Origin of the sequence: Acinetobacter sp. NS-4 (assembly GCF_037402435.1) — a bacterium.
GTDB lineage: Bacteria > Pseudomonadota > Gammaproteobacteria > Pseudomonadales > Moraxellaceae > Acinetobacter.
Map to the genome: position 1 here is coordinate 208299 of NZ_JBBEUE010000004.1, position 24838 is coordinate 233136.

At 41.7% G+C, this 24838-nt stretch carries 20 protein-coding genes and 1 pseudogene; 14 read left to right on the plus strand and 7 right to left on the minus strand.

The genetic code is table 11. From position 1 onward, the window contains the following. The first annotated feature begins 47 nt into the window (after nucleotides 1-47). The 5 genes from WAE57_RS05135 (at nucleotide 48) to pgaD (ending at nucleotide 6363) form a co-directional block, all read left to right on the plus strand. Nucleotides 48-386 carry an FKBP-type peptidyl-prolyl cis-trans isomerase gene (locus WAE57_RS05135; protein ID WP_086176864.1) on the plus strand — a complete coding sequence of 113 codons (339 nt, stop codon included), beginning with the start codon at nucleotides 48-50 and terminating at the stop codon, nucleotides 384-386. Nucleotides 387-572: 186 nt separating this feature from the next. Next, the gene (locus WAE57_RS05140; RefSeq protein ID WP_337708904.1) at nucleotides 573-2387 is read left to right on the plus strand and encodes a diguanylate cyclase; all 1815 of its coding nucleotides are present in this window, start codon (nucleotides 573-575) and stop codon (nucleotides 2385-2387) included. A 274-nt stretch (nucleotides 2388-2661) separates the two neighbouring features. After that, a complete protein-coding gene (gene pgaB, locus WAE57_RS05145) occupies nucleotides 2662-4656 on the plus strand; it encodes a poly-beta-1,6-N-acetyl-D-glucosamine N-deacetylase PgaB (protein ID WP_337708844.1) in 1995 nt (664 codons plus the stop codon). Nucleotides 4657-4667: 11 nt separating this feature from the next. Beyond that, complete coding sequence (gene pgaC / locus WAE57_RS05150; protein WP_337708846.1) at nucleotides 4668-5960, plus strand: poly-beta-1,6-N-acetyl-D-glucosamine synthase; 1293 nt, start codon at nucleotides 4668-4670, stop codon at nucleotides 5958-5960. Further along, nucleotides 5950-6363, plus strand: a complete 414-nt coding sequence (gene pgaD, locus WAE57_RS05155) for a poly-beta-1,6-N-acetyl-D-glucosamine biosynthesis protein PgaD (protein WP_086176861.1) — start codon at nucleotides 5950-5952, stop codon at nucleotides 6361-6363. Before pgaC ends, pgaD begins: the two co-directional genes overlap by 11 nt. Before the next feature lie 79 nt (nucleotides 6364-6442). Here pgaD and WAE57_RS05160 read toward each other — a convergent pair whose 3' ends face one another. Beyond that, nucleotides 6443-7393, minus strand: coding sequence for a DMT family transporter (locus WAE57_RS05160; protein WP_337708849.1), 951 nt, complete (start codon nucleotides 7391-7393; stop codon nucleotides 6443-6445). 75 nt (nucleotides 7394-7468) lie between these two features. Further along, entirely contained in the window at nucleotides 7469-7612 is a 144-nt protein-coding gene (locus WAE57_RS05165) for a hypothetical protein (RefSeq protein WP_337708851.1), read from the minus strand. Between the two features lie 117 nt (nucleotides 7613-7729). Between WAE57_RS05165 and WAE57_RS05170 the strand changes: the two genes are divergently transcribed. Then, nucleotides 7730-8212, plus strand: a complete 483-nt coding sequence (locus WAE57_RS05170) for a hypothetical protein (RefSeq protein ID WP_337708853.1) — start codon at nucleotides 7730-7732, stop codon at nucleotides 8210-8212. A gap of 426 nt (nucleotides 8213-8638) precedes the next feature. Here WAE57_RS05170 and WAE57_RS05175 read toward each other — a convergent pair whose 3' ends face one another. Then, nucleotides 8639-9424 carry a crotonase/enoyl-CoA hydratase family protein gene (locus tag WAE57_RS05175; protein ID WP_337708855.1) on the minus strand — a complete coding sequence of 262 codons (786 nt, stop codon included), beginning with the start codon at nucleotides 9422-9424 and terminating at the stop codon, nucleotides 8639-8641. Between the two features lie 215 nt (nucleotides 9425-9639). On the opposite strand from WAE57_RS05175, the gene pnuC reads away from it, so the two are divergent. The 3 genes from pnuC (at nucleotide 9640) to WAE57_RS05190 (ending at nucleotide 11150) form a co-directional block, all read left to right on the plus strand. Then, entirely contained in the window at nucleotides 9640-10224 is a 585-nt protein-coding gene (gene pnuC / locus WAE57_RS05180; RefSeq protein WP_337708857.1) for a nicotinamide riboside transporter PnuC, read from the plus strand. Nucleotides 10225-10240: 16 nt separating this feature from the next. After that, the gene (locus WAE57_RS05185; protein WP_337708859.1) at nucleotides 10241-10516 is read left to right on the plus strand and encodes a hypothetical protein; all 276 of its coding nucleotides are present in this window, start codon (nucleotides 10241-10243) and stop codon (nucleotides 10514-10516) included. A 136-nt stretch (nucleotides 10517-10652) separates the two neighbouring features. After that, complete coding sequence (locus tag WAE57_RS05190; protein ID WP_237786212.1) at nucleotides 10653-11150, plus strand: DUF2505 family protein; 498 nt, start codon at nucleotides 10653-10655, stop codon at nucleotides 11148-11150. A 39-nt stretch (nucleotides 11151-11189) separates the two neighbouring features. Here WAE57_RS05190 and WAE57_RS05195 read toward each other — a convergent pair. Beyond that, nucleotides 11190-12489: pseudogene (locus WAE57_RS05195) on the minus strand (MFS transporter). 159 nt (nucleotides 12490-12648) lie between these two features. Continuing rightward, complete coding sequence (locus WAE57_RS05200) at nucleotides 12649-12852, minus strand: amino acid transport protein (RefSeq protein ID WP_237786213.1); 204 nt, start codon at nucleotides 12850-12852, stop codon at nucleotides 12649-12651. A 219-nt stretch (nucleotides 12853-13071) separates the two neighbouring features. Between WAE57_RS05200 and def the strand changes: the two genes are divergently transcribed. From def to WAE57_RS05220, 4 genes are all read left to right on the plus strand, one after another. Then, nucleotides 13072-13551, plus strand: a complete 480-nt coding sequence (gene def, locus WAE57_RS05205) for a peptide deformylase (protein WP_337708863.1) — start codon at nucleotides 13072-13074, stop codon at nucleotides 13549-13551. 83 nt (nucleotides 13552-13634) lie between these two features. Continuing rightward, nucleotides 13635-14843 (plus strand): GGDEF domain-containing protein, encoded by a 1209-nt coding sequence (locus tag WAE57_RS05210; protein WP_337708865.1) that lies wholly within the window; start codon nucleotides 13635-13637, stop codon nucleotides 14841-14843. Nucleotides 14844-15294: 451 nt separating this feature from the next. Continuing rightward, entirely contained in the window at nucleotides 15295-15702 is a 408-nt protein-coding gene (locus WAE57_RS05215) for a DUF3010 family protein (protein ID WP_337708866.1), read from the plus strand. Between the two features lie 2 nt (nucleotides 15703-15704). Further along, nucleotides 15705-16823, plus strand: a complete 1119-nt coding sequence (locus WAE57_RS05220) for a serine/threonine-protein kinase (protein ID WP_337708868.1) — start codon at nucleotides 15705-15707, stop codon at nucleotides 16821-16823. A gap of 107 nt (nucleotides 16824-16930) precedes the next feature. Here WAE57_RS05220 and metH read toward each other — a convergent pair whose 3' ends face one another. After that, nucleotides 16931-20683 carry a methionine synthase gene (gene metH / locus WAE57_RS05225; RefSeq protein WP_337708870.1) on the minus strand — a complete coding sequence of 1251 codons (3753 nt, stop codon included), beginning with the start codon at nucleotides 20681-20683 and terminating at the stop codon, nucleotides 16931-16933. Nucleotides 20684-21152: 469 nt separating this feature from the next. On the opposite strand from metH, the gene WAE57_RS05230 reads away from it, so the two are divergent. Next, complete coding sequence (locus WAE57_RS05230; RefSeq protein ID WP_237786219.1) at nucleotides 21153-22772, plus strand: inorganic phosphate transporter; 1620 nt, start codon at nucleotides 21153-21155, stop codon at nucleotides 22770-22772. A 325-nt stretch (nucleotides 22773-23097) separates the two neighbouring features. On the opposite strand, the gene WAE57_RS05235 is transcribed toward WAE57_RS05230, so the two are convergent. Next, entirely contained in the window at nucleotides 23098-24648 is a 1551-nt protein-coding gene (locus WAE57_RS05235; protein WP_337708872.1) for a hypothetical protein, read from the minus strand. Nucleotides 24649-24838 lie beyond the last annotated feature (190 nt).

Sequence of the window (24838 nt, forward strand, 5' to 3'; positions counted from 1 at the left end):
GTTATACTAAGCATTGAAAATTTGATGCTCAGTTTAGGTAAATGACCATGATTAATGAATTGGAAATTATTGATTTAAAAGTAGGCGAAGGTAAAGAAGCGGTAAAAGGTGCGCTGATTACCACCCATTACACCGGTTGGCTGGAAGATGGCACCAAATTTGATTCATCTATTGACCGTGGTAACTACTTTGAAACCGTGATTGGTACTGGTCGTGTGATTAAAGGCTGGGATCAGGGCATCATGGGCATGAAAGTGGGTGGTAAACGTAAATTAATGGTGCCTGCACATCTGGCTTATGGTGAACGCAAAATGGGCAAAATCATTCCAGCCAACTCAAATCTGATTTTTGAAATTGAACTTTTTGATGTTAAAACACGTGATTAATCCGCATTAATGGTTGATTAAAAAATATTCTGCAAGATACAGGGATAGATCTTGCAGATATGTGAAAAATAATTTGAGTTTTATTTTTTTATCGTTACATTAATAAATAGCTAAGCGTATTTAAGGATGATCCGCTTTTTGTATAAAATTCAGAAACTGATCCATTTTTTCAAACTTTTTCTAGCAATATGTCTATGCATAGGTCTGGGACAAAAACAGGTCTGGGCATTATATGAAGCCGCGCCTGAATCCTATTATTTACATCAAAAATCCTTGAATGATGTTGAGTTTACCGAGAATAGTTCTATCCCGTTAAAAGGGACATGGCAGTATTATCCTGAGCAGTTTATTACTCAACCCAGTTCTGTTTTAAAATCTGACACAGTTAGTTTACCGGCCTCATTTAAAGACATCACCGGAACCAATCAAACCTACGGTACATTTGTTGGTCATTTTAAAATACCCAAGCAATTTGTTGGGCGCCGTATTGCGATTTTTATTCCAAATCAATATGGTGCTTACCGGCTGTATTTAAATGGTGATTTTGTCCTTCGGATGGGTAAAGTGGGAAAAAATGAAAGCAGCCATCAAACAGAAAATACCCCTAAAATTGCTTTTTTTGTGGTAGAAAAAGAATATTTCACTATTGCTATCCAAGCGTCCAATTTTAATCATCTGCATGGCGGGCTGGAGAATCCGATGCGGATCGGTGTAGGGACGACCATTAGCCGCCAGTTCCAGCAGTTAATGATGAGTATTGGTTTGGTCTGTGGTGCCGTACTGGGTGTGGGTATATTTACCCTTATGTTTTCAGTATTTCAACAGGCGATTGGTCGCGGCAGTATCCGCGTATTTGTGTTTGGTATTTTTATCTTATTCTTGGCCTTGCATAATTTATTTTCAGCACCTTATGCCTATACCACCTTTACCAATGTTAGCTGGTTATGGGGAGTGCGCCTGGAATATCTCTTTACATATTTGGCAGTTGTCTTTTTTATCAGTTATATGTTTTTACTCAACCGGCGCTATTTACATCCGGTTGTTTATGGTCTGGCAATGCTTATATTGAGCATTGATATGGTCGTGACCTTGTTTACTGTACCTGAATTTTTTCAGCGTTTTGCTTTTTATAGTTCCCTCATAAGTCCGATTGTAATTCTAAATTTTGCTCACGGTTTTTATCTGACTATGAAATCGAAAGAGCAATATTCAAGCATTAATTTATGGGCGGTGATTTTATTATGTGTCACTTTCTTGCATGACTTCTTGTTAAGTCTTAACTTTATTGATTCCTTTAACCTCTCATTTATTTCAACCAGTTTCTATGCATTGCTGATTATGTTTCAGCAGTCAAAAAATTATGCCCACTATACTCATCATATTCAGCAATTGAACCATAATTTATTTGAGCTGAACCGATCTCTGGATCAGAAAGTACAGGAACGTACTTCTCAGTTGCATCAGCTTAATGAACAGTTGGAACGACAAATTCAAATTGATGCATTAACAGGCGCCTTTAACCGGCGTGCATTAAATGCCGAAATTCAGCGATTATTTACCTTGACAAAAAACCACAGCACCAGCGCTTTGGCATTTGCCATGTTGGATGTCGATTATTTTAAAAATTACAATGATTATTATGGGCATTTGAAGGGTGATGTGATCTTGCAGGATTTGGTCAAGGTTATTCAAAGCGCCTTGCCGCCGTCTGCTTATGTGGCTCGCTATGGCGGGGAAGAGTTTGCCATTGTATTGCATAATGTGCCGGGTGAAGTGGTTTTAAATGTATTGCAGCAGGTTTTAAATGCGGTAAGAAACAGCCAGTTTGAACATTTAAACCGGCCGGATCAAAAACAATATGTGACTTTAAGTATGGGTGTAGCCTGGATGGATCGTCATCATCAATACGCCGATATTCATGAACTGATGAAAGCGGCCGATGTCCAGCTTTATGCAGCCAAGGATGCCGGTAGGGATCAATATCAGCCCTCTGCAACTTAGTTTAAATTTTGTGGATATTTAGCCTTTTTTTAGCTCTTTTGACTAACATAAAAAGCAGGTATGTCACTTAAAATATGATAATCTTGGTGACAGTTCTTTTATTTTTAAATGTTTCATTTTCAAAAAACTATTATTTTTTAAGCTTCATTTCAGCTTGATTGGATAAAAAGACAGATTGAGAGTTCTGAACGTCGTAAATCATGAAAAGGGTAGTTTTCTATTGATCAATGATGCTGCGTGTTCAGAGCATAAAATGATTTTTGAGCACCATTCAATGAAGATTCGCTTGCTATCCACCTTGCTTTCTGCTTCTCTTTCCGCCGTGTTATGTCAGATGCCTCATTTAGCCTGGAGTAAAACACTGCCAACCCACAATCCCACCCTTACGGTGATTGGCTATCATGAAATTACCGATGGTAAATCGGCACTCATTCCAGATTATTCAGTAACGACTCAGCAGTTTCAGCAACATATTAGCTGGCTTAAAAATAATGGCTTTCATTTTATTAATGTCGATCAGTTGATTAAAGCACACCAAGGCAAATACCATTTACCCAGCAAGCCGGTTTTAATGACAGTTGATGATGGCTATGCTTCATTTTATAAAAATGCCTATCCGATTACTAAAGCCAATAAAATTCCAGTTGTGCTGGCAGTGGTGGGTTCATGGCTAGAGCCTAAGGCAGGGAAAAGCATTGACTTCTCAGGCGAGAAAATTCAGCGCAATCAAATGTTGTCTTGGGCCGAATTAAAACAGATGCAAGACAGTGGTCTGGTGGAAATTGCCAGTCACAGCTATAACTTGCATCGCGGCATCTTGGGCAATCCGCAAGGCAATATGGAACCAGCGGCAGTCACCCGCTTATATGATCCTAAATCTGCAAGCTATGAAACCGATCGCCATTATCAACAACGTATTCACAATGATTTAAACAAGAATAATCAGTTATTGAGTGCTCACGGCTTAAAATCACCTCGCGTGATGGTATGGCCTTATGGGCATTACACCATGCAAACTGTGAAAATTGCCAAACAGTTAGGTATGCCGGTAGCGATTAGTCTGGACGATGGTGCAGATTCGGCTAAAGATTCATTGGGGCAGCTCAACCGTATTCTGATTGAAGGCAATATGACCACGGCAGATTTGGCTCAGGAAATTCAAAACCGTCAGGAACATTTAGGCGACAATAACCGTCCGCAAAAAATCATGCATATTGATCTGGATTACATTTACGACAAAGATCCAATTCAACAAGAACGCAATCTGGATCACTTGCTTGACCGGATTGTGGCGATGAAAGTCAATACTGTGTATCTGCAAGCCTTTTCCGATCCGGATGCTAATGGTTCTGCGGATATGGTGTATTTCCCGAACCGTTATTTACCCATGCGTGCCGACCTGTTTAACCGTGCTGCCTGGCAAATTCAAACCCGTACCCAAGTCAGCCGGGTCTATGCCTGGATGCCGTTATTGGCCTGGGAACTGCCTAAAAATAATCCGGTGGCTAAAGATGTGGTGGTTACCCAACAAGCCAATGATTCAGAACATCTGAATATGGGTTATCACCGTTTAAGTCCTTTTTCTGCCGATGCGCGTAAAACCATTGCCGGTATTTATCAGGACCTGGCCAAGACAGTGCCATTTAACGGTATTTTATTCCACGATGACACTACCTTGTCTGACTATGAAGATGCCAGTCCTGAAGCCTTGCATGCTTATGCTTCTATCGGCTTGCCTACAGATCTGGCCAAAATTCGTAATAATGATGCCGAGCTGGAAAAGTGGACTGCCTTCAAGACCAAATATATTGATGACTTCGCCATGCAACTGGCACAAGAAGTCCGTCAGTATCATCCATTCTTGCTGACTGCACGCAACTTATATGCACAAGTTGCCCTGAAACCTTATGCGGAAAACTGGTATTCACAGTCTTTGGAACAGTCGATTAACCGTTATGACTTCACTGCGATCATGGCGATGCCCTATATGGAGCAAGCGACAGATAACGATGCCTTTTATCGCGATATCGTCAATCGCGTGAAGCAATATCCGAATGGCATGAAAAAAACCGTCTTTGAATTACAGTCGGTGAACTGGCGAACCAATCAAAGAGTCCCTTCAGATGAAATGGCCAAAACCATTGAGTCTTTATATACCCAAGGTGTGATACATGAAGCGTATTATCCGGATGATCCAATTCAGGATTATCCAGATACTCACGTATTACGCAAAGCCTTTGATTTGAAATCAAGCAAACTTATTCCTTAAAGGAATTCTATATGTCAACGCTGCAGCAATTTTGGCATTCTGCATTGCACTTTGTTTTTTATTATCCATTATTTATGTCGTATTTATGGATGATTGGTGCACTGATTTTCTATTGGAAAGAGCGACAGGATCCGCCGTATCAGCAGCCTGCAGCTTTGCCTGAATATCCTAAGGTGGCAGTGCTGGTGCCTTGTTTTAACGAGGGCGATAATGCTGAAGAAACACTCAGCCATGCGCTGGCACTGGATTATCCAAACTTTGAAGTCATTGCGATTAATGATGGCAGTTCGGATAACACCGCGGCCGTGTTAAACCGTCTGGCAGATCAGCACGAAAAATTGCGTGTGGTGCATTTGGCCCATAATCAGGGCAAGGCTATGGCATTACAGGCTGGAAGCCTGCTTACCGATGCAGAATATTTGCTGGGCATCGATGGCGATGCCTTGCTTGATCCGCATGCCGCGATCTGGATGCTACGGCATTTTCTGCAAGATGAAACCGTGGCTGCGGTTACAGGAAATCCACGAATTCGTACCCGTTCTACCCTGATTGGTCGTATTCAGGTGGGAGAGTTTTCTTCCATTGTCGGCATGATTAAACGGGCACAACGCAGCTTTGGCCGACTGTTTACCGTCTCTGGCGTGATTACCGCCTTTCGTAAAAGTGCCGTGCATGAAGTGGGCTACTGGTCCCCTAACATGCTCACGGAAGATATCGACATTACCTGGAAGCTGCAACGTGCGGGATGGAATATTCACTTTGAACCGAATGCCCTGGTCTGGATTTTAATGCCAGAAACCTTTAGTGGCTTATGGAAACAGCGCTTGCGCTGGGCCATGGGCGGGGCACAGGTACTGATTAAAAATATAGATGTGCTGTTTCAACCAAAACTGAATTTTTTATGGCCCTTGCTCTGTGAATTGATCCTGACACTGATCTGGTCTTATTTAATGCTGTTTATGGCTATCATCTGGTTAGTGCATTTTGTCGTTCCACTGGATATATCGGGCATCAGTTCGCCATTTTTACCTTATGGCACCGGTTTGCTGTTAGGCATAACCTGCCTGTTACAGTTTGCCATGAGCAAATGGATGGATAGCCGTTATGAACATTCACTGGGCAAGAATTACTTCTGGATGATCTGGTATCCATTTGTATTCTGGCTGATCACCCTGACGGCCAGTATTGTGGCATTTCCTAAAGTTTTGTTACGTGGTCATGGCCAGCGCGCACGCTGGGTTAGTCCAGACCGGGGTATACGTAATTCCACGCTCAATAATGAGGAAGTCACCCATGAAAAATAATCCTTTAATTATTGATTTACGTCATTGCTTGCCGTGGCATAAACGTTATGCATCGCATACATCTACCGCCATGATGTGGGCAGTGTGGCTGTTGTTATGGCGTCCGTTACTGATTGTGATGGGTGTCTTGAGCCTGCAAAAAAATCATGTGTTTCATCACCTTTTTTCTGCTTTCGGCTTAGGTATTGAGCATGGTGTGAGTGCATTATTGGCCTGTGCCGTGGGCTTGCTGCTATGGTCGAATTTTGTTCCTGCAAAAACAGTAAAGACTACGGCTGCCAAAAATATCTCCGATTATGGGCAACATTTTGGTTTGGCTGTTGAAGAAATAGAACAAGGACGCCAGAAAAAGGTCACCGTGGTTCATCATGATGAACACGGCAAAATCATTCATATTGAATAAAAGATTCTTATCTGTATCCAGAACCAAGAAAATCCCGGGTCGGCATCAAGCCCGGGATTTTTCTGTTTTATTTTATCGGTTATTTGCCCGGTACGCGTAAAGCATAGCAGGCTAAACCTGAACAGAGTAACAACAGCCCCAAGATGAAATGCGAACTTAGAGCTTCATGATTAAGCCATGTGCCCCACAGTGTGGCAAGGACAGGTGTAATGATGGTAATCAGCATCAGCGTGGTTGGATTGACTTTATTGAGCAGCTGATAATAAAAAATCATCGCCAGTACCGATGAAAAAACTGCACTATAAACCAGTGCAATATGGGCATGGAATGAAGGCAGCTTATCGGGCATCTCTGACCAGAAAAATGGCAGCAAACAGCAATAACCCAGCCATGACATGATGGTGGCACCGGTCATCTGACTGATCGGATGGATATTTGCAGCAACCGCACGCACAGCAAATGCAGAAACTACATACAAAAGCATGGCCACGATTTCCAAACCAATACCAAATCTATCCAATAACAGGTTTTGCGTGTTTAAGCCCAGGGCGAAATATAAACCCAACATACCCAATAGCAAGCCCAGCCATTGATAGGCACTAAACTTTTCACTGCGAAAAATATAAATGGCCACTAAACCCGAGACAAAGGGAGCACTACCATAAATGATTGAAATCACCGTGGAAGGCACCTTGGAAGCACCCATATAGCAAAAGGCCATGGAGGCAAACAGGCCGAGAGCACCCGCGGCATAACTGAGCAAAGCTTGCGGGTGCAAGGGTAGTTTGACCTTGAAGTAGGCCTGACAGGCCAGGGCAATAGGGATGGCCAAGCTAAACCGGATAAATAAGCCCCACGCCCAATGAATTTCATGCACTGTCCAGACGGCTGCAAGTGGTGTCAGTGACCAAATCAGCACAACAGTAATAAATTGACCGGCTGTAGCAAAGCGTGAGTTTTGGTTAAAAGGGGCTACAACCGGTTTGGACAGTGGTGTGGGGAATCCATTTTTATTGATCGGATGATTCATCAGCTTTTTCCTTGTTTTTAGGCAATAAAAAAGGCCGCTGTTGAGGCGACCTTGGGGTATTTTTTGGTTAATGATTTATTCTAAATCATCATCAGGGTACAGTTTCCAAGGCACCTCATGTAAAAACTCCACACGTCGTGAACTGGCCTTATTGACCTGAAGATCCAAAGCGAAGCAAGTGATAAGCGTATGTTGAGCAGATGAAGAAATAGGGAACATGAGTAAAATTCCTTGGCATTCTTTTTTATAACATAAAATTTTAAAAATCGTATAATTTTTATTCAAATTGTTTATATAATATAAAAATAATAATTATTTATTCATGAGAGTGACGCTATGCTGAAAATACTCTTGGGGCTATGTCTTTTTCTTGGGCTGATAGTCCTTTGGAAAATATTTTTTAAAATTCAGATTAATCAACATACTCAGCAATTCAGAATCAAGCAACTTACCGATTTAATCAAACCTGATGCGACCTCGGCACAGTCTTTGTCTACACCGAAAGCACGGGTAGATGAGGTAGAAGAATATGAACAACAGCTGTTTGATGATGTTTGCCAGATATTTTTTGAACGCCATCTGACTGAACGTAATTTAAGTCAGGCTATTGTAGTTCAAGAAGGAATTCTAAAAAAACTGCCCGCCAAGGCACAAACCCGGATTCGTAAGCTGGATTTAGGCGAGTGGTCGATTTACTGGACCTTCTATGACCAGTCTTTAGAATATTATGTCGGATGTTATGGCGTGTTTTATACCCATATTGACCGTTTTGGCTGTGAGCATAAATGTGAATTCAAGGAGCAGCCGAATCGCGTTTGATTTAAGCAGTTGCCCGAATTGCTTATATCATCGTTAACATTCAACTAAAGCATCCTGGGTTTTATTCAAGAGCTCACTATTTTTAACCCACTGCTTTAAGATGCATTGCTTCAGCTGATCCAGATAAAACAGCTCATCATTCAGGCGATACATCAAAATTGCCCGTTTATAATCGGCCAGACTTTATTTTCCAAAATTTTAGCCGCATATTCTGCAAGCTGGGTTTTAAATCATGGATAAAAAGCCATTTCCCAATCCTGAAAAGTAACGCAAATTTTTTCTAGAATCTAAGCAGACTGATAGTGTACTCCAATTGAAATTATCCGATTAAACAGCCTTTTAATTCATCACTAAAAAACTGGATGGCACGTTCATGTATCTGTTCAAACTCATGTTCTTATTGGATTTAAACTGTGAATTATTGAACTATCGACCCTTAAATTCAGGTGCACGGCGTTGCAGCATGGCCATGACACCTTCTTGTACATCCTGAGTTTTGAGCAAGGGTGCCAGATGTTGCTGTAAATGGGAAAATGCAGTTGCAGCCCCATGTTCAGCTGCTTCTTTCGCCGAAGCTAAGGTTGCCTGCACGGCCAGCGGGGCAGCCTGGGCAATATGTTCCGCCAGTTCAATGGCACGTTGCAGTGGCGGTTCAGCGGTAATTTCACTAATCAGGTTTAAATCCATTGCCGTTGCTGCATCAAAGTGATCGCCGGTCAGTAAATAGCGCATGGCTTTGGACCAGCCCGCAGCCTGTACAAAACGCACGGTTGCACCGCCAAAGGGTAAAATGCCGCGCTGCACTTCCATTTGTGCGAACTGGCAATTGTCCTGCGCAATGACCATATCGGCATTTAGCATTAACTCTATACCTGCGGTATAGCAAATCCCTTGTACGGCCACAATCACCGGTTTCTTGCGTGGTCTTGAGCTGGTGCCCCAAGGGTTAATTTGCCCGGGTTCAAAATCAAACACGCCTGTTTCCAGTTTGGCTTGTAACTCGACCAAATCCAGTCCTGCAGTAAAATGATCACCATGGGCAAAAATGACTGCACAACGTAATCCTGGATCATCTTCATATTCAGTTAAAGCCAGTGACAAGTCATGAATCATATGGCTATCAAAGGCATTTCTTTTTGCAGCCCGGTCGAGTCCAATTAAAAACAGAGACCCGCGAATTTCCCGGCTGACTTTTCCTTGTTGTTGCGACATTGTTATTTTTCCAGATGGATTGTTTCTTAGATTTTAAAACGATGATCCGACAACCGTTAAATTTAACCAATCAATTTTTTGTATACCGATATAAAACTATAGATTAAACAGAGTGGTTGATTGTCTGATTAAGTTAGGTGATTGGTACAATTTTTCTTGCGTTCAGGGCCATTTTTTTCATAATAGCAACACTATTTAGCGGTTTGATTATTGCCATGTCACCTTTAGAAGTTGTTGCAGTTATTATTAGTATTATTGGGGTAGCACTCACCATTAAACGCAACATGTGGTGCTGGTGGTTTAACTTTGCAGCCTTTGTCTTGTATGCCTATCTTTTTTATCAATTTAAGCTCTATGGTGAAACCATATTGCAGTTCTTTTTCATGGTAGTCAATTTTTACGGCTTCTATCACTGGCTGAAGGGCAAACAGCAAGATCATGAAATTCGCATTGAGCCGATAGCCAAAAAAACTGTCTTTTTCCAGATGCTGTTAGCCGCTGTGGGTGGGTTGATTTTTGGTTTAACACTGAAACATTTTACCGATGCAGCCGTGCCAATGCTGGATTCACAACTGGCCGCGTTTAGTCTGTTGGCCACTTATTGGACCAGTCGTAAACATATTGCGACTTGGGTGCTGTGGGTGTTTGTCGATATCATTTATGTCGGCATGTTTATTTATAAGGACTTATTCCTGACTGCCGGTTTATATGCCGCTTTTGTGGGGCTGGCTGCTTTTGGCTGGTGGCAGTGGGAACAGGTGAAAAAGAAACAGGCTTTGACACAGTTCAAAGGCGTTTAAGCTTGAGGAGAGAGGGATGCTGATCGACTTTACTCAATACCAGTTGTACAGGTTTGACGAACTGGCAGGCCGAATTCAAGCCGAGCCGGAAAAATATCTCAACTTCGATTCAGTCTCTGACTTTTATAAAGCGGTCTGGTTGCAGGATTTTCCCCAAGGCACAACCTGGACTGCCACAGGTCTGGATGATGGCGCCGAACAATTTGATGCGATCATTGAATATCGTGGGCATTTTCTCAGGATTAGCTGTACTGGGAAAATTGCAATTTATTGCAGTATATGTGCTGAATAGTTTAGTATAGAGCCTCAATGCCAACAGCTTTAAAATTCAATTAAATAAAGAGCTATAAAAATAGGCTAGATCAGTGATGATCGAATGGTTTGGAAATATTTAAAACGACCACTAGAAAAACAAAGGATTAGAAAATATGGCACATCGTTTTACTGTGAATTCTACAATTCAGGGTGTTTCAATTGATCAGTTCAAACAACTTGTAGCAAATACGGCCTTACACGAAGCGGTATGTAGGCGCATCCCTGGTGAAAAATTAGAAATTATTGAGTCTAAAATGAGCGGTGATATTTACACTTTACGCCGTGCCTATAATTTGGATGTCAATCTACCGGATATGGCAAAAAAATTCCTTAAAGATGCATTTCGAGTCAAGCGTACCGATGTTACAGATTTAGCTGCTTTAACTTCAAACATCACCTTGGGCGCAAATATGCCTTTAGAAGCGAACTGCGAGCGTCTAGTGACAGGAGATAAGCAGCAAATTCACATTAGCCTGAATTGGCATGTCAAAGTTAAAGTTCCTTTGTTTTCGGGTATGCTGGAAAAACATGCCGAAACTGAAATTCGTAAATTTAGCCAGCTGGAAATTCAGATTGTTGAAGATGAATTAAAGAAAAATTTAACTGCTTAATCCATAAAAAAGCCCTTCAGTTGAAGGGCTTTTTTATCGCTAATCTTTCAGTGCATTTGGTGCTGGGGTCATGGCAGATATGCCGCCATGTTTTTCAAACTTGGCTCTATAAAGCAGTGCGGTAAAGAATGCGACCGCACAGACCACGCCTATATAGTACATAGCGCCAATCTTGCTATATAAGCTTAACCATTGCACCAATGGTAGCGTAATGCCACCTGCAATGGCATAGGCCACGTTATAGGAAAATGAAATACCCGAGAAGCGAATCTGGGCCGGGAACATTTTCACCATACTGTAAGACACCATACCGACTGTATCTGAGAACAGTCCAAGCAACATATACAGCATAAATACGGTCGCAGCGGAAACATGTCCCAAGCTGTTATAGAAAATGGCGGCAATCACGGCAACAGCCAGTGAACCCCATATAATCCTTTGCCTGCACCCAAGCGGTCTGCCAGTAAGCCTGCAACAATACAACCGAGCATTTGCATAATGATGGCTGCACTCTGCATTTTAAAGGCATCGACACGCTCGAAACCAAAGGCTCCTGTGAGCAGATTCGGCATAGCCAAAATGAGTACCACTACACAAGCAGTAATGAACCAGATAAACAACATGCCAATCACGACTGCAGTTTTATGTTCTGCCAACACCTGTTTCACCGGCATTTCGGTCGCCAGTTGTTTACGTTGCTGCATGGCTTTGAATACAGGGGTTTCTTTTAAATAACTGCGCAGATATAACGCAATTAAACCGAAGATACCGCCTACAATAAAAGGCACACGCCATGCCCAGTCGTGAATTTCTGCCTCGCTATATTTTAGCGAAATAAACAGCGACATTAAGGCGCCGAGCAAGATGCCCAACGAAAGCCCGGCAGTGAGTAAACCATTGGCCAAGCCAATTTTAGTTGAAGGTAAGTGTTCTCGGAAACAAAGGTTCAAGCTGCAGGAATTTCACCGCCAATCGCAATGCCTTGAACCACACGCATCAGCAATAACAATAACGGTGCAGCATAGCCAATGCTTTCAAAGGTCGGCATCATCCCGATCATTAAGGTAGGTAAGGCCATCAGTAAAATGGACAGGCTGAATAAACGCTTACGTCCAATCAGGTCACCAAAATGCGCCATCACCACACCGCCGAGGGGACGGAAGAAATAACCCGCTGCAAAAATGCCATAGGTATTCAGCATGGCTCAGAACGGACTTAAACCGCTAGGAAAAAACAGTTCTGAAATGATTTTGGCGTAAAAGACATAAATCACGCAGTCCTAAAATTCGAGTGCTCCGCCTAAAGATGAAAGTCCCAGCGTGCGTTTATCTTCACCCATTAAACGAGGTATTGCGTCTATGCTTCAGGTTTCTGTAAGTCAGCAAAATGGATTAGGTATCTTTTAATTGTAATATTTTGTTTTTTAGATGAAAAATCAATCTTTCTTTTGGGTGTACCAACTTAATTTGATGAATAAATCAATATGATTTGTCACTAATTAAAGCCGAATAAAGTAAGGTGCAATAGAGAGAAGGATACCGATTGTGGTTAATATGCCAGTATTTTCTATAAAATAGGGAAAAATCATCAGGACTAAGCCACAGATCCAAGGCACAATGATTTTTTGCTTTTTTCCATACAAGAAATAGCCAAAGCCTATAGAACTAAAAACAACACCGAGAAGAAGCTGAGCCGTATTCATATTTTTTATTGATAAAGAAATTTGGCAAATAATAAGCAAGCAAAATTAAAAGCGGCTTAAAATATTGAGCCTTTTAAACTGCCTGAATCATTCATAAATATGCAATATAAAGGTTAAAACTGAATATGACTGAGTATTTTTTAAGGTTAATATTTATACAAGATTTTCAATTAAAAAAGATATTGAGCCTGGTGTTATCGCTAGGTAAGGAAAGAATTGATGAGCACCATTTTACCTGTGGCACAGCATGGTGAACGCATTTTGACTGCAACAGCAGCAGAAGTAGCAAGAACTGAGTTAAATAGTCTATGGCTAAAGGAACTTGCAGCAGCTATGTATGCCACCATGCTGGAACGAAACGGTGTGGGAATTGCTGCACCTCAGGTTTATGTGTCTAAACGGGTGATTATCGTCGCCTCACGTCCGAACCCGCGTTATCCCGATGCACCTGAAATGGACGCGCTGGTCATGGTAAATCCTGAAATTCTAGAAAAGTCTGAACTGACTGTTTTGGGTGAAGAGGGCTGTTTAAGTGTACCGGATGAGCGTGGACAAGTTGCACGTGCTCAAATGATTAAGCTGCGTTATTTAACTTTGGACGCAGAAGTAGTAGAAACCAGCTTTAGCGGTTTTCCTGCCCGAATTGTGCAACATGAGGTGGATCATTTGGATGGGGTGCTGTTTATCGAGAGGATATAAGTACGTATTGTTTAATTTTTGTCCTATTGGTATGATATTGATGCAATAAAAAAATTTATAAATTATAAAGATATTCATAAAAAATGAGCTTTTTTAGAAAGATACCGCTGCTGATTTTTCATTATTGGGGCAGGTTCAAGTTTCATTTACTTGAATCAGATAACTTAATTATTAACTGGTCCAATTTTGACAAGGGTGTATTGCTGTGCTTTTTTGGCGCCTTCTGCCAACTCAGTGCACTTAAATGGTATCTGTTTAGTTGTTATTCAGAAGAAAATCGGGTCTGGATTAATCATGACTTTTTTATAACCCGTATTACTACTCTATTTATCACTTTAGGCATTTTTATTGGCTTAATTGCGCTAAGCCACCGATATAAAAGGAATGAAAAATTCCGTCAATTTATTACCTATTTTTCACCGATGTTTTTTGGTGGCGTGATGATTTATGCAGGTTATACCGTGGGTATGTTTAGTCCTGCAACCATCTCTGGTTTTATCAATATTGTGCTGATTGGCCTGGTCTATTATCCACGCAAAATCATTTATAGCATCGCCGTTTTTGCTTCTATTTTTACCATGATTATTAGTTACTTAACTTTTAATGGGGTAATTCGTTATGCACCTGTGTTCAGTGATGCCCTGACGCATAGCGAGTTTTATCATAATCCTTTCTGGATTAAGAGTATGGCAGAGGTCTATCTGCCGATCTTGCTGGTTTCGTTTTTGTTTTTTGAAATTTTGCTGTCACAGTGGCGCCGGCGTGAAATGGAGATTAAAAAAATGAGTCAGACCGATGCGCTGACCAATGTATTTAATCGTCGTTATATTGGTGAAGAACTCAGTAGCCTGGAAAGCAAGAAAAAAGCAACCTATGCTGTGGTGTTGCTGGATTTGGATTATTTCAAAAAAATTAATGATGATTATGGTCATGAAACCGGAGATGCTGTTTTGCAGCGTGTGGCGACAATTTTATGTACCACAACACGGATACAGGACGTGGTCGGACGTTTTGGTGGTGAAGAGTTTATTTTGATTTTAAAGGATCAAAACTTGCAGCAGGCAATTGAGATTGCAGAGCGTTGTCGTAAAATTATTGAACAAGAAGAATTTGAGCTGGAAACAGGGGGAATTCTAAAAACCAGTGCAAGTTTTGGGGTAGCCCTTTCTCAGGCCAATGCCAAAAAAGAACACACCATTCGTATGGCAGACCGGGCTTTATATCTGGCTAAACAAAAGGGACGTAATCAGGTGCGGCATTATCTGGAGCTCAACTTAAAGCCTGCTGTTTAAGGTTTTTATTCTTTAATGGTGTATTGATAATAGTCTGATGCACATTTCAACAACGATGTTTTCAGCACCGTTCATGAGTTTCTTCATTGGAGGAAAGCCTTCACGTTTATTTGGGAGAATTCGAATAGGCTTATTATTATGGAAATGGCTGAATTTTGCAGACTTAAAAATGTAAAAACGGACGATTTGGGCTTGAGCGGTTAGAAAAGGGGCTGTTTTGTATTTCACCTCTCCCTAGCCCTCTCCTAGAAGGAGAGGGAACTTCCATTATTAAATTCATAAAGTTATTTAATTCACAATGAACGCTCTCTCTCCCCTTGGGAGAGGGTTGAGAATAAATGGTTAATTTGTTTTGTAAATTTCAGATTAGATTTCTAATGTTATCCTTGAAATTATAAAACTAGCCCAAATTCATTCTTACTTAAAAGCTTGAAAATAATAAGGAGTGGAAATGGTTGTATTCGGTATAGAGTTGAAGGCCTCAGATGCAATTGTAGTTATCGTTGACAAAGCTAACGATGGTCAATGTATCGGCAAAGAATATAAAAAAATCTCACTTAATAGTACTAACCAAGAAGATGCTCAAAGTTTTCGCGATTTATTTGTGGCGTTAATCGAGCAATATTCTCCCTCTAAAATTGTTATAAATTCAAGACAACAAAAAGGTGAATATGCTGCTGGAGCAGTAACTTTTGTTATGGAAGGAATTTTACTAACCTTGAATCAGACTAACGTGACTTCAGTAGCTGGAGCAACTTTAAGAGCTAAGTTGAAATCAGGCGTAATCCAAACTCATTGCGATGGTTATCCTAAATATACGGAAAAGGCATTTCAATTAGCTAATGTGGGATGCTTATAAAAATGAGTTTGGATCAATTTATCGAGACTTCACAATATGGAAAAGAAATTGCAAAACTTTTCATTGAAAAGCAAGAGCTTGAATTTTTAAGTTGTAATCAGGATGGGGCTAATGGGGAAATCATATTAGCCAAGAATAGACATCTTAATCGTGAAGTGGCGATTAAGATTTATGATCATGAAAAAGACTCTATTATTCACGAACCAACTTTGGTTGCTCGTATAAATCATGAAAATATAGTAAAGGTGCATGATGCGGGGTTGTTGTCTTCACAAGGCTATTCAACGTCATATTATGTGATGGAAAGAGCTCAAGAAAGTTTAACAAGTTATTTGAGTCATGAATGTATTTCTACTCAAATGGCATTGAAACTTTTTAAGGATTTACTCAAGGGTTTAAGCTGTCTTCACTCGAAGGAATATAATTTAATTCATAGAGATCTTAAACCTGATAATCTTTTAGTAGAATCTGAGAGTTTGAAAATTGGTGATTTTGGCTCGGTAAAACAACTAAACTCATCAAATAAATCCTTTGTTTCTAAGCATAGTATTTTATATAGACCTCCAGAATCCTTTGGGGCACAGGGATTCTTTGATAAAAAATCAGATATTTATCAAGCAGGAATAATACTAGCAGAATTATTGGGATGTTCTTTAAGCACTGATGGAGAAAGCTATTTATCGCCGCGAGATCGAAAGAGATTTAACGCTTTGACAAGATATGCTGATAAAGCAATATTTGTTGATAAAGTTATTGAGGATAGAATTACTACACAGAAACTTATTGATTATTCTAGGTTTCCATTTTATGTAGATAGTAAATTGATATCTATTGTTCGAAAAATGGTTTGTTCATATGATAAAAGGTTTAACAGTATTGCAGATGTACTTGCAGCTTTGACTGTTTATGAACGTTACAAGAAAAATTGGATAGAAGATGAAAATGGGAATTTTGTTCTTGAAAATTTTAAAGGTAAAGATTATTTAATTATTTTAGAAAAAGATGGGTATCTTCTTAAACATAGAAGAAACAGCCAAAATTTTATACAAATTCCTAGAACTGAAGTTTATGAAAGTTTAGAAGCTGCTTATAAAGAACTTAATAGGCTAATTTCTAAGTAAAAAATCCCCTAACTTGAGGTGATTTTTTACTTCCTCTTTTTTAAAGAGGAATTTAGGGAGATTAAAAAATAAAAGCCCTCAAATTGAGGGCTTTTTATTAATTCAAATTACTGAACCGAATCATCCAAATTAGGCGCTAACCAACGCTTCGCCTCATCCAACGTCCAGCCTTTACGCTTCGCATAATCCTCAAGCTGATCGCCTGCAATTTTACCCACGTTAAAATACTGTGACTCAGGGTTGGCATAGTAGAAACCGCTGACAGATGAAGGCGGCCACATTGCAAAGCTTGAAGTTAATTGCGTACCAATCTTGTCGGTAGAACCTAACCAGTCAAACAACGGCGCTTTTTCAGAGTGCTCAGGACAAGCAGGGTAACCTGGTGCTGGGCGGATACCGACATACTTCTCTTTAATCAACTCTTCATTGCTTAAAGTTTCAGCTGCCTGGTTGCCCCAGAATTCTTTACGGATGCGCTCATGCAAGTGCTCCGCAAAGGCTTCAGCAAAACGGTCACCCAAAGATTGCGCAAGAATGGCAGAGTAGTCATCGCCTTTGGCTTTGTACTCATTCGCCATTTCTTCTGCACCGAAGATCGATACAGTGAAACCGCCTAAATAGTCCTGAATCTCTACTGGCTCAGCTACACTTTCGTTTCGCTCTTGCGCTTGGGCAAAACGTTGTTTCGCATATCCAAGCTCAGGTGCAATAAAGTCAGCTAATGACAAGTTTGGCTTGCCTGTCACTTTATCCGACTGCTGACGGATATGTTCAAAAGTATGCGTAATAGTCGTGCCAGTTTCGTCATAGACTTCAACCGAATCTGCACCTGAACGGTTGGCAGGGTAAATGCAAAACACTGCACGCGCATCAAAGCGTTTATTTTCGATGATGTCTTTCAACATGGTTTGCGCCTGGTTATACAAGTCAGTCGCTGCTTCACCCACCACTTCATCTTTCAGGATGGCTGGGAATTTACCTGCCAAACTCCAGGAAATAAAGAACGGTGTCCAGTCAAAATATTCAACCAAAGTTTCTAGAGGATAATTGGTGAATGTTTGCGTACCAATGAAGTTTGGTTTCACAGGTGCATTGGCTGCAAAGTCAATTTTCAAGCCATTTTCAACCGATTCTGCATAAGACAGTTTTGCAGCTTTTGGCTGTTTGTTGGCAATACGTTCACGCACTTTTTCATATTCAGCACGGGTTTCTGCCACAAAGGCAGGTTTCATCTCTTTAGACAGCAGGGTAGTTGCTACACCGACTGCACGAGATGCATCGGCCACGTAAATGACGGCATCATTTGAATATTGCGGATCAATTTTCACTGCTGTATGTGCTTTAGAAGTGGTTGCACCACCAATCATCAACGGTACATTAAAACCTTTACGCTGCATTTCTTTAGCAACAAAGACCATTTCATCCAAAGATGGGGTAATCAAACCAGACAGGCCGATGATGTCAACTTTTTCATCAATGGCTGTTTGCAGAATCTTCTCGCACGGTACCATCACACCCAGGTCGATAATGTCATAACCGTTACAGCCCAATACCACGCCAACAATGTTCTTGCCGATATCATGTACGTCGCCTTTTACGGTCGCCATCAACACTTTACCTTTAGACTGCGCGCCTGTTTTTTCCGCTTCGATGTACGGGTTCAACCAGGCTACAGCCTGTTTCATCACACGTGCAGATTTCACCACTTGCGGCAGGAACATTTTGCCCGAACCAAACAAGTCGCCAACCACGTTCATGCCGTCCATGAGCGGGCCTTCAATCACATCCAGTGGACGTTTGGCTTTTAAGCGAGCTTCTTCGGTATCTTCGTCAATAAAGGCAGTGATACCTTTCACCAACGCATGTTCTAGACGTTTTTCTACCGGTTGATTACGCCATTCAAGATCTGCAACCTGTTTTTGTGCAGCGCCTTGACCACGGTATTGCTCAGCAACTTCTAGCAGTTTTTCAGTGGCTTCCTGACCGCTTTCACCCTGGTTTTGGTTCAGAATCACATCTTCAACCGCAGCTTTTAGCTCTGCATCGATATCATCGTAAATCGCCATTTGACCAGCATTCACGATACCCATGGTCATGCCTTGCTTGATGGCATGGTACAAGAACACTGAGTGAATCGCTTCACGAACCGGTTCATTACCACGGAAAGAGAACGATACGTTGGATACACCGCCTGAAATCATGGCATGCGGCAAGTTCTGCTTGATCCAGCCTGTCGCTTCAATAAAGTCGACAGCATAGTTGTTGTGTTCTTCAATCCCGGTTGCCACGGCAAACACGTTCGGATCAAAGATGATGTCTTCAGCAGGGAAGCCTACTTCATTCACCAATACATCGTATGAACGTTTACAGATTTCACGCTTACGTGCTGCTGTGTCGGCCTGACCATCTTCATCGAAGGCCATCACAATCACGGCTGCACCGTACTGGCGGCATAGGCGTGCTTTATGGATAAACTCGTCATAACCTTCTTTTAAGGAAATTGAGTTGACGACCGGTTTACCTTGTACGCATTTCAGGCCTGCTTCAATGATTTCCCATTTAGATGAGTCAATCATGATTGGCACACGTGAAATTTCAGGTTCAGAAGCAACAAGATTCAGAAAATGCACCATCGCACCTTGCGAATCGAGCATGCCTTCATCCATGTTGATGTCAATCACCTGTGCGCCTGCAACCACTTGTTGTAGCGCAACATCTAAAGCTTCGGCAAAGTTTTCTTCACGGATTAAACGCAGGAATTTTTTCGAACCGGTGACGTTGGTACGTTCACCAACGTTTACAAACAGTGATTCAGCAGTAATGTTAAATGGCTCTAGACCACTTAAACGGCAAGCAGGTTTGGTTTCAGGAACCTGACGCGGCTTGATGTCTTTTACCGCATTGTAAATGGCACGGATATGATCAGGCGTTGTACCACAGCAGCCGCCGGTGATGTTGATCAGACCGCTTTCAGCGAATTCTTTAATAAATGCAGCGGTTTCTTCCGGAGTTTCATCATAACCACCGAAGGCATTTGGCAAGCCCGCATTTGGATGGGCAGATACAAAAGTATCGGCTACATCGGAAATGGTTTTCACGTGCGGACGCATGGCATCTGCACCCAAGGCACAGTTAAAGCCGATCGACAGCAAATCGCCATGACGGACAGAGTTCCAGAAGGCTTCTGCTGTTTGACCAGTCAAGGTACGGCCAGATGCATCGGTAATGGTGCCTGAGATCATCAATGGCAATTCATAACCAATTTGATTGAACACTTCTTTCACTGCAAAGATTGCAGCTTTACAGTTTAAGGTATCGAATACAGTTTCGATCAATAGAATGTCTGCACCACCTTCAATCAGGGCATGTGCAGCTTCAATATAGTTTTCTTTTAAAGCATCAAAAGTGATGTTACGGAAAGCAGGGTCGTTGACGTTTGGCGAAATCGAACAGGTACGTGATGTTGGCCCAAGTACACCGGCAACAAAACGTGGTTTTTCTGGGGTTGAATATTTTTCACAAGCTTCTTTGGCAATACGTGCCGCTTCACGGTTAATCTCGGGAACCAGATCTTTCATGTGATAGTCAGACATTGAAACACGTGTGCCGTTAAAGCTGTTGGTTTCAATAATGTCGGCACCCGCCTCAAGATAGGCTTCGTGAATACCCTGGATAATGTGCGGTTGCGTCAACACTAAAAGGTCGTTATTGCCTTTGAGGTCAGATGCCCAGTCAGCAAAACGCTCACCACGGTAGTCAGCTTCTTCGAGTTTGTGACGCTGAATCATGGTGCCCATAGCACCGTCGATAATCAGAATCCGTTGAGCGAGCAGCTCTTTTAGGGTGGCAAGCGTGGACATAAATAACCCCAATCCGATGGAATATAAAATCGGCATATATGTTAGCAGAAATCAGTTCATTTTTACTGATATTCAGTTTATTTACTGAGCGCAATGATTGGCTTGCTGAATAAATAGTCGGCTTGAATTCAAGGCAGCCCGTTGAAAGTTCTGTAATAAATCCTTCATCAAGCTGTAATGAATATGCATCATGCTGTGTTATGTATCCGTATGACAGCGTCTGGCTGTCTGATATTTTATGCCTTGTAACATTATTGGAAATGGCTGAAGTACAAGGGGAAATTGATGAGATTTGACTATAAGTATATGATTTTTATTGTGTAAGTCGACTGTTTATCTCGGGATTCTAGCGAGAAATGTGGCAAATAAAGTATGAAATATTGCTTTATATGACAGCGCTTTGTCATATAATTGTCACAATTAAATTGAAGAATATAGGGGATTTAATTATCCCCTTTGAACCGTCTGCATGAATTCTAATATTCCTCCCGTCCAAGATCAGGTGCAGTCAGCACCAACGAAATCGACGAATGTGCATGTTGCTACGCCGAAATTTTTTATGCCGGTGTTTTTCACGGTTATTATTTCTACTTTAGCGTATATCGGTTTTCAGCTTTCCACCGATTTGGCGCATGTTCCGACATTAAGTTTATATTCCGTTATTCTTTTAGCGACTGCGTTGTTAATTGCTTTAGGCTTTGAATTTGTTAATGGTTTTCATGACACGGCCAATGCGGTAGCTACGGTCATTTATACCAATGCTTTATCTGCCCCTGTTGCCGTAATGTGGGCAGGCTTCTGTAATTTCCTTGGGGTGATGGTGGCAAGTGGGGCAGTAGCCTACGGCATCATTGCTTTATTACCTGTAGAACTGATTATGAATGTCGGTTCTGGAGCAGGCTTTGCCATGGTTTTTGCCATGCTGATTGCTGCGATTCTCTGGAATTTGGGTACCTGGTTTTTGGGTATTCCGGCATCGAGCTCACATACCCTAATCGGTTCGATTTTAGGTGTGGGTATTATGAACTACCTGCTTCATTCAGGCGCTGGCGCAAGCGGCGTAGATATGGAACAGGTGATGAAAGTGGGTAAAGCACTGCTGTTTTCTCCACTGATCGGTTTTGCTTTTGCTGCTGTCCTGTTTTTACTGGTGAAAAAAATCTTCCGTAAACAGTTGGAGCTCTTTCATCCGCCTGAAGGTAACAAGCCGCCACCACCTTTAATTCGTGCGATTTTGATTTTCACTTGCACTGGTGTGAGTTTCGCGCATGGTTCAAATGACGGTCAAAAAGGCATGGGCTTGATTATGCTGATTTTGATTGGTTGTGTACCATTGGCTTATTCTTTAAATAAGAATTTAGACAATGCACATATTCAGTCTTTTGAGCAATTGTCTCAGCAAACGGCTACTGCTATTTATCCGCAGCATGAAAATATTACGGATGCTCAGGCACGTGCTGTTATTACTAAATATATTCAAACCAAAGAAGTGAACCCTGAAGTGGTTCCTGCTTTAGCGGGCTTGACAGATCATTTGGGTCAACGTGTTGCCAAATATGGTGATATTCACAATATTCCAGAGGCTGAAGTTTCTGCGATCCGCAATGATATGTATCTCAGCACGACTGCATTTAAGCGTTTAGATAAAGCTGAGCAGCTTCCTGCAATGTCAAAAGATCAAAGCAAGTTAGTTAAAGAATATCGTAAAAACCTGGATTCATTCCTTCAGTACATTCCAACATGGGTGAAAGTGGCTGTTGCCTTGGCATTAGGTCTGGGTACCATGGTGGGCTGGAAACGTATTGTGGTCACTGTAGGTGAGCGTATTGGTAAAAACCATATGACTTATGGTCAAGGCATGTCAGCCGAACTTGTGGCTATGACCACTATTGCTGCAGCAGATGGTTTGGGTATGCCTGTATCGACAACCCATGTTTTGAATAGTGCAGTCGCAGGTACCATGGTAGCCAATAAATCAGGTTTGAATTTACAAATGGTGCGTACGATTTTATCGGCATGGATTTTCACTTTACCAGCGACCATCTGTTTATCTGGTGGTTTGTACTGGCTATTCTTACAGTTCGTTTAAGACTTCTGTTTGAAACAAAAAACGCTGCAATTGCAGCGTTTTTTGTTTTTAAGGAATACTTGGTTTTTAAAAAAAATAAACTCTTCCTGGATTAGCAGAATTACTCATCTTTTTAAAAGAGAGAAGTTCCTCCTCCCTTTGGGATGAGGAATATATTCCGTAAGAGGTGGAGGGTTTTATTAATATATGTACCTTTTAGTACAGTAAAAAAATGATCTCTCCCTTGCGTACTCAGAATATATTCTGAGGATACTCATCTCCTAGAAGGAGAGGGACTAAAACAAGAGGACAATAAAAATATTCATCTAGAGGGAAAAATCCACCCTTATTTCTTAAATTTACCTAACACTTGCTTAATCGGCAATTTGTCGTTGGCAAAACCATACAGTGCGGCAAAAGGCAGGGCAGTACGTGCTAAATAAGCCACACGCCATAAACCGCCATGGTTAGCACCTTTCATCATCAATTCTAATGGATGACTCAACGGTGTTTCAGGGTTGGCTACCGATTCCGGATGACGCAGGTCGTAAATCCATAAGGCTGCCATTAAGGCATTGGTGGTTTCAGGGCTAAATGATTCCACATCGAACAGGCTGGCACCATTGAAGGCCGCTTTCAATAACGGATTTTTGGTCACTGAATGGGTCGTGGTAGAAGGTGCAATATTGATACTGACGCGTTGTCCATAATGACGCGCCAGTGTTGCACGCCACTGCTGGATACGCTTGGCCAAGGCATAGTTTGGACCTTGCTCGACCACCAGACAGTCCGCAATGCCATATTCCTGACCATTGTCGGAAGGAATGAGCATATGTAGGTTCTGCTGGAAAAAGCGCTTGGCGGTAACGGTTGAAATGCCTTTACTCATAAGCCGCCGGACTTTGGAACGACATTGGAACTTGTCATAAGAGGCTTCGACTACTTCCTTCGGAATGGCATAGACATCGGTTGGCGTGCACATGAACATTAAACTGGTATCGGATTTTTGCTCACTGACATATTCCATGATGCTGTCCATGGCCATGGCAACACGGACATGCTTTTCACCATCGAGATAGGCAATAGCAGCCAGGTCAAGCTGACGTTCACTTTGGCTTAACCAATGTGCAATTTCAGGGGTTTGGGTCAGTAAATCTGCGCCTAATTTTTCTTTCAGCACTGTACTTGAGGTATCTTCTGCCAATTTTTCCGTGCAAGGCGCATAAAGTGTGGCGTTGCCTTGCTGAATGGTGTTGAGAATTCTGTCCCACACCCGAGTATTGGGTAAATCTACGGCAATAATATTGGCTTTCCATCGCGCCAGCCAGGTCAGCGGGCCAGCTTCAGAGCCTGCACCAAATAACACCATGGTACGGTCTGAAAGGTCAAACCATTCCGGATGCGCCTGTGCGGTACGCAAGGCATCTGCATGACTGCATTCGATAATGCCTGCATCTTGCCAGGTCTGGATTTGATCCAGTAAAGCCTGGCCTTGTAACTTTTGCCCTTTATAAGGGACGTACCATTCTGGTGCAGCATCACTTTCACCTTTGAGCTGAATGGTATATAGCGCTGAGGTATCGACATCTTTCATGATGTCTTTGAGTAAATAGCGTTGACCATCACGATAAAAGTCAAAGCTATGATGCGCTTTATGTAAGCCTTGTTTGGCAATGGTAATAGAGTTGTTGATGGTGCGAATACCTTGTTCTACCAAGGCTTTGAAGTAGATCGGGTAGTGCTTGCGCCAATTTTTTTCAGCAAGTGCATCCATGGATGCCTTGTTGTCAACAATAGACAGAGCTTCAGCAATAATTTCTTTGCCTGTTTGGGAGGTACTGGCTTTTTTGCTGTTGGGATTGATCGGGAATTGAAGACCATTTAATGAAGTAGACATGCAAAAGATCTCTTTTTCTTGCGCATTTATATACAGATGTCTACATTATCTATGCCAAAATGAATTGCGGGTTGGCATTTAATGACAAAATTATGTAAATATTCATTTAGAAATAGAGAATGAAAAAGGAGCATGCTGCTCCTTAACATTTGAAACATCAACAGTGCGCTGTATTGGGCAAAGCCTGCAA

Coding starts and splice junctions, on each gene's coding strand:
- WAE57_RS05135 (WP_086176864.1), top strand. CDS start 48: ATGATTAATGAATTGGAAATTATTGATTTAAAAGTAGGCGAAGGTAAA.
- pgaB (WP_337708844.1), top strand. CDS start 2,662: ATGAAGATTCGCTTGCTATCCACCTTGCTTTCTGCTTCTCTTTCCGCC.
- pgaC (WP_337708846.1), top strand. CDS start 4,668: ATGTCAACGCTGCAGCAATTTTGGCATTCTGCATTGCACTTTGTTTTT.
- pgaD (WP_086176861.1), top strand. CDS start 5,950: ATGAAAAATAATCCTTTAATTATTGATTTACGTCATTGCTTGCCGTGG.
- WAE57_RS05160 (WP_337708849.1), bottom strand. CDS start 7,393: ATGAATCATCCGATCAATAAAAATGGATTCCCCACACCACTGTCCAAA.
- WAE57_RS05165 (WP_337708851.1), bottom strand. CDS start 7,612: ATGTTCCCTATTTCTTCATCTGCTCAACATACGCTTATCACTTGCTTC.
- WAE57_RS05170 (WP_337708853.1), top strand. CDS start 7,730: ATGCTGAAAATACTCTTGGGGCTATGTCTTTTTCTTGGGCTGATAGTC.
- WAE57_RS05175 (WP_337708855.1), bottom strand. CDS start 9,424: ATGTCGCAACAACAAGGAAAAGTCAGCCGGGAAATTCGCGGGTCTCTG.
- pnuC (WP_337708857.1), top strand. CDS start 9,640: ATGTCACCTTTAGAAGTTGTTGCAGTTATTATTAGTATTATTGGGGTA.
- WAE57_RS05185 (WP_337708859.1), top strand. CDS start 10,241: ATGCTGATCGACTTTACTCAATACCAGTTGTACAGGTTTGACGAACTG.
- WAE57_RS05190 (WP_237786212.1), top strand. CDS start 10,653: ATGGCACATCGTTTTACTGTGAATTCTACAATTCAGGGTGTTTCAATT.
- WAE57_RS05200 (WP_237786213.1), bottom strand. CDS start 12,852: ATGAATACGGCTCAGCTTCTTCTCGGTGTTGTTTTTAGTTCTATAGGC.
- def (WP_337708863.1), top strand. CDS start 13,072: ATGAGCACCATTTTACCTGTGGCACAGCATGGTGAACGCATTTTGACT.
- WAE57_RS05210 (WP_337708865.1), top strand. CDS start 13,635: ATGAGCTTTTTTAGAAAGATACCGCTGCTGATTTTTCATTATTGGGGC.
- WAE57_RS05215 (WP_337708866.1), top strand. CDS start 15,295: ATGGTTGTATTCGGTATAGAGTTGAAGGCCTCAGATGCAATTGTAGTT.
- WAE57_RS05220 (WP_337708868.1), top strand. CDS start 15,705: ATGAGTTTGGATCAATTTATCGAGACTTCACAATATGGAAAAGAAATT.
- metH (WP_337708870.1), bottom strand. CDS start 20,683: ATGTCCACGCTTGCCACCCTAAAAGAGCTGCTCGCTCAACGGATTCTG.
- WAE57_RS05230 (WP_237786219.1), top strand. CDS start 21,153: ATGAATTCTAATATTCCTCCCGTCCAAGATCAGGTGCAGTCAGCACCA.
- WAE57_RS05235 (WP_337708872.1), bottom strand. CDS start 24,648: ATGTCTACTTCATTAAATGGTCTTCAATTCCCGATCAATCCCAACAGC.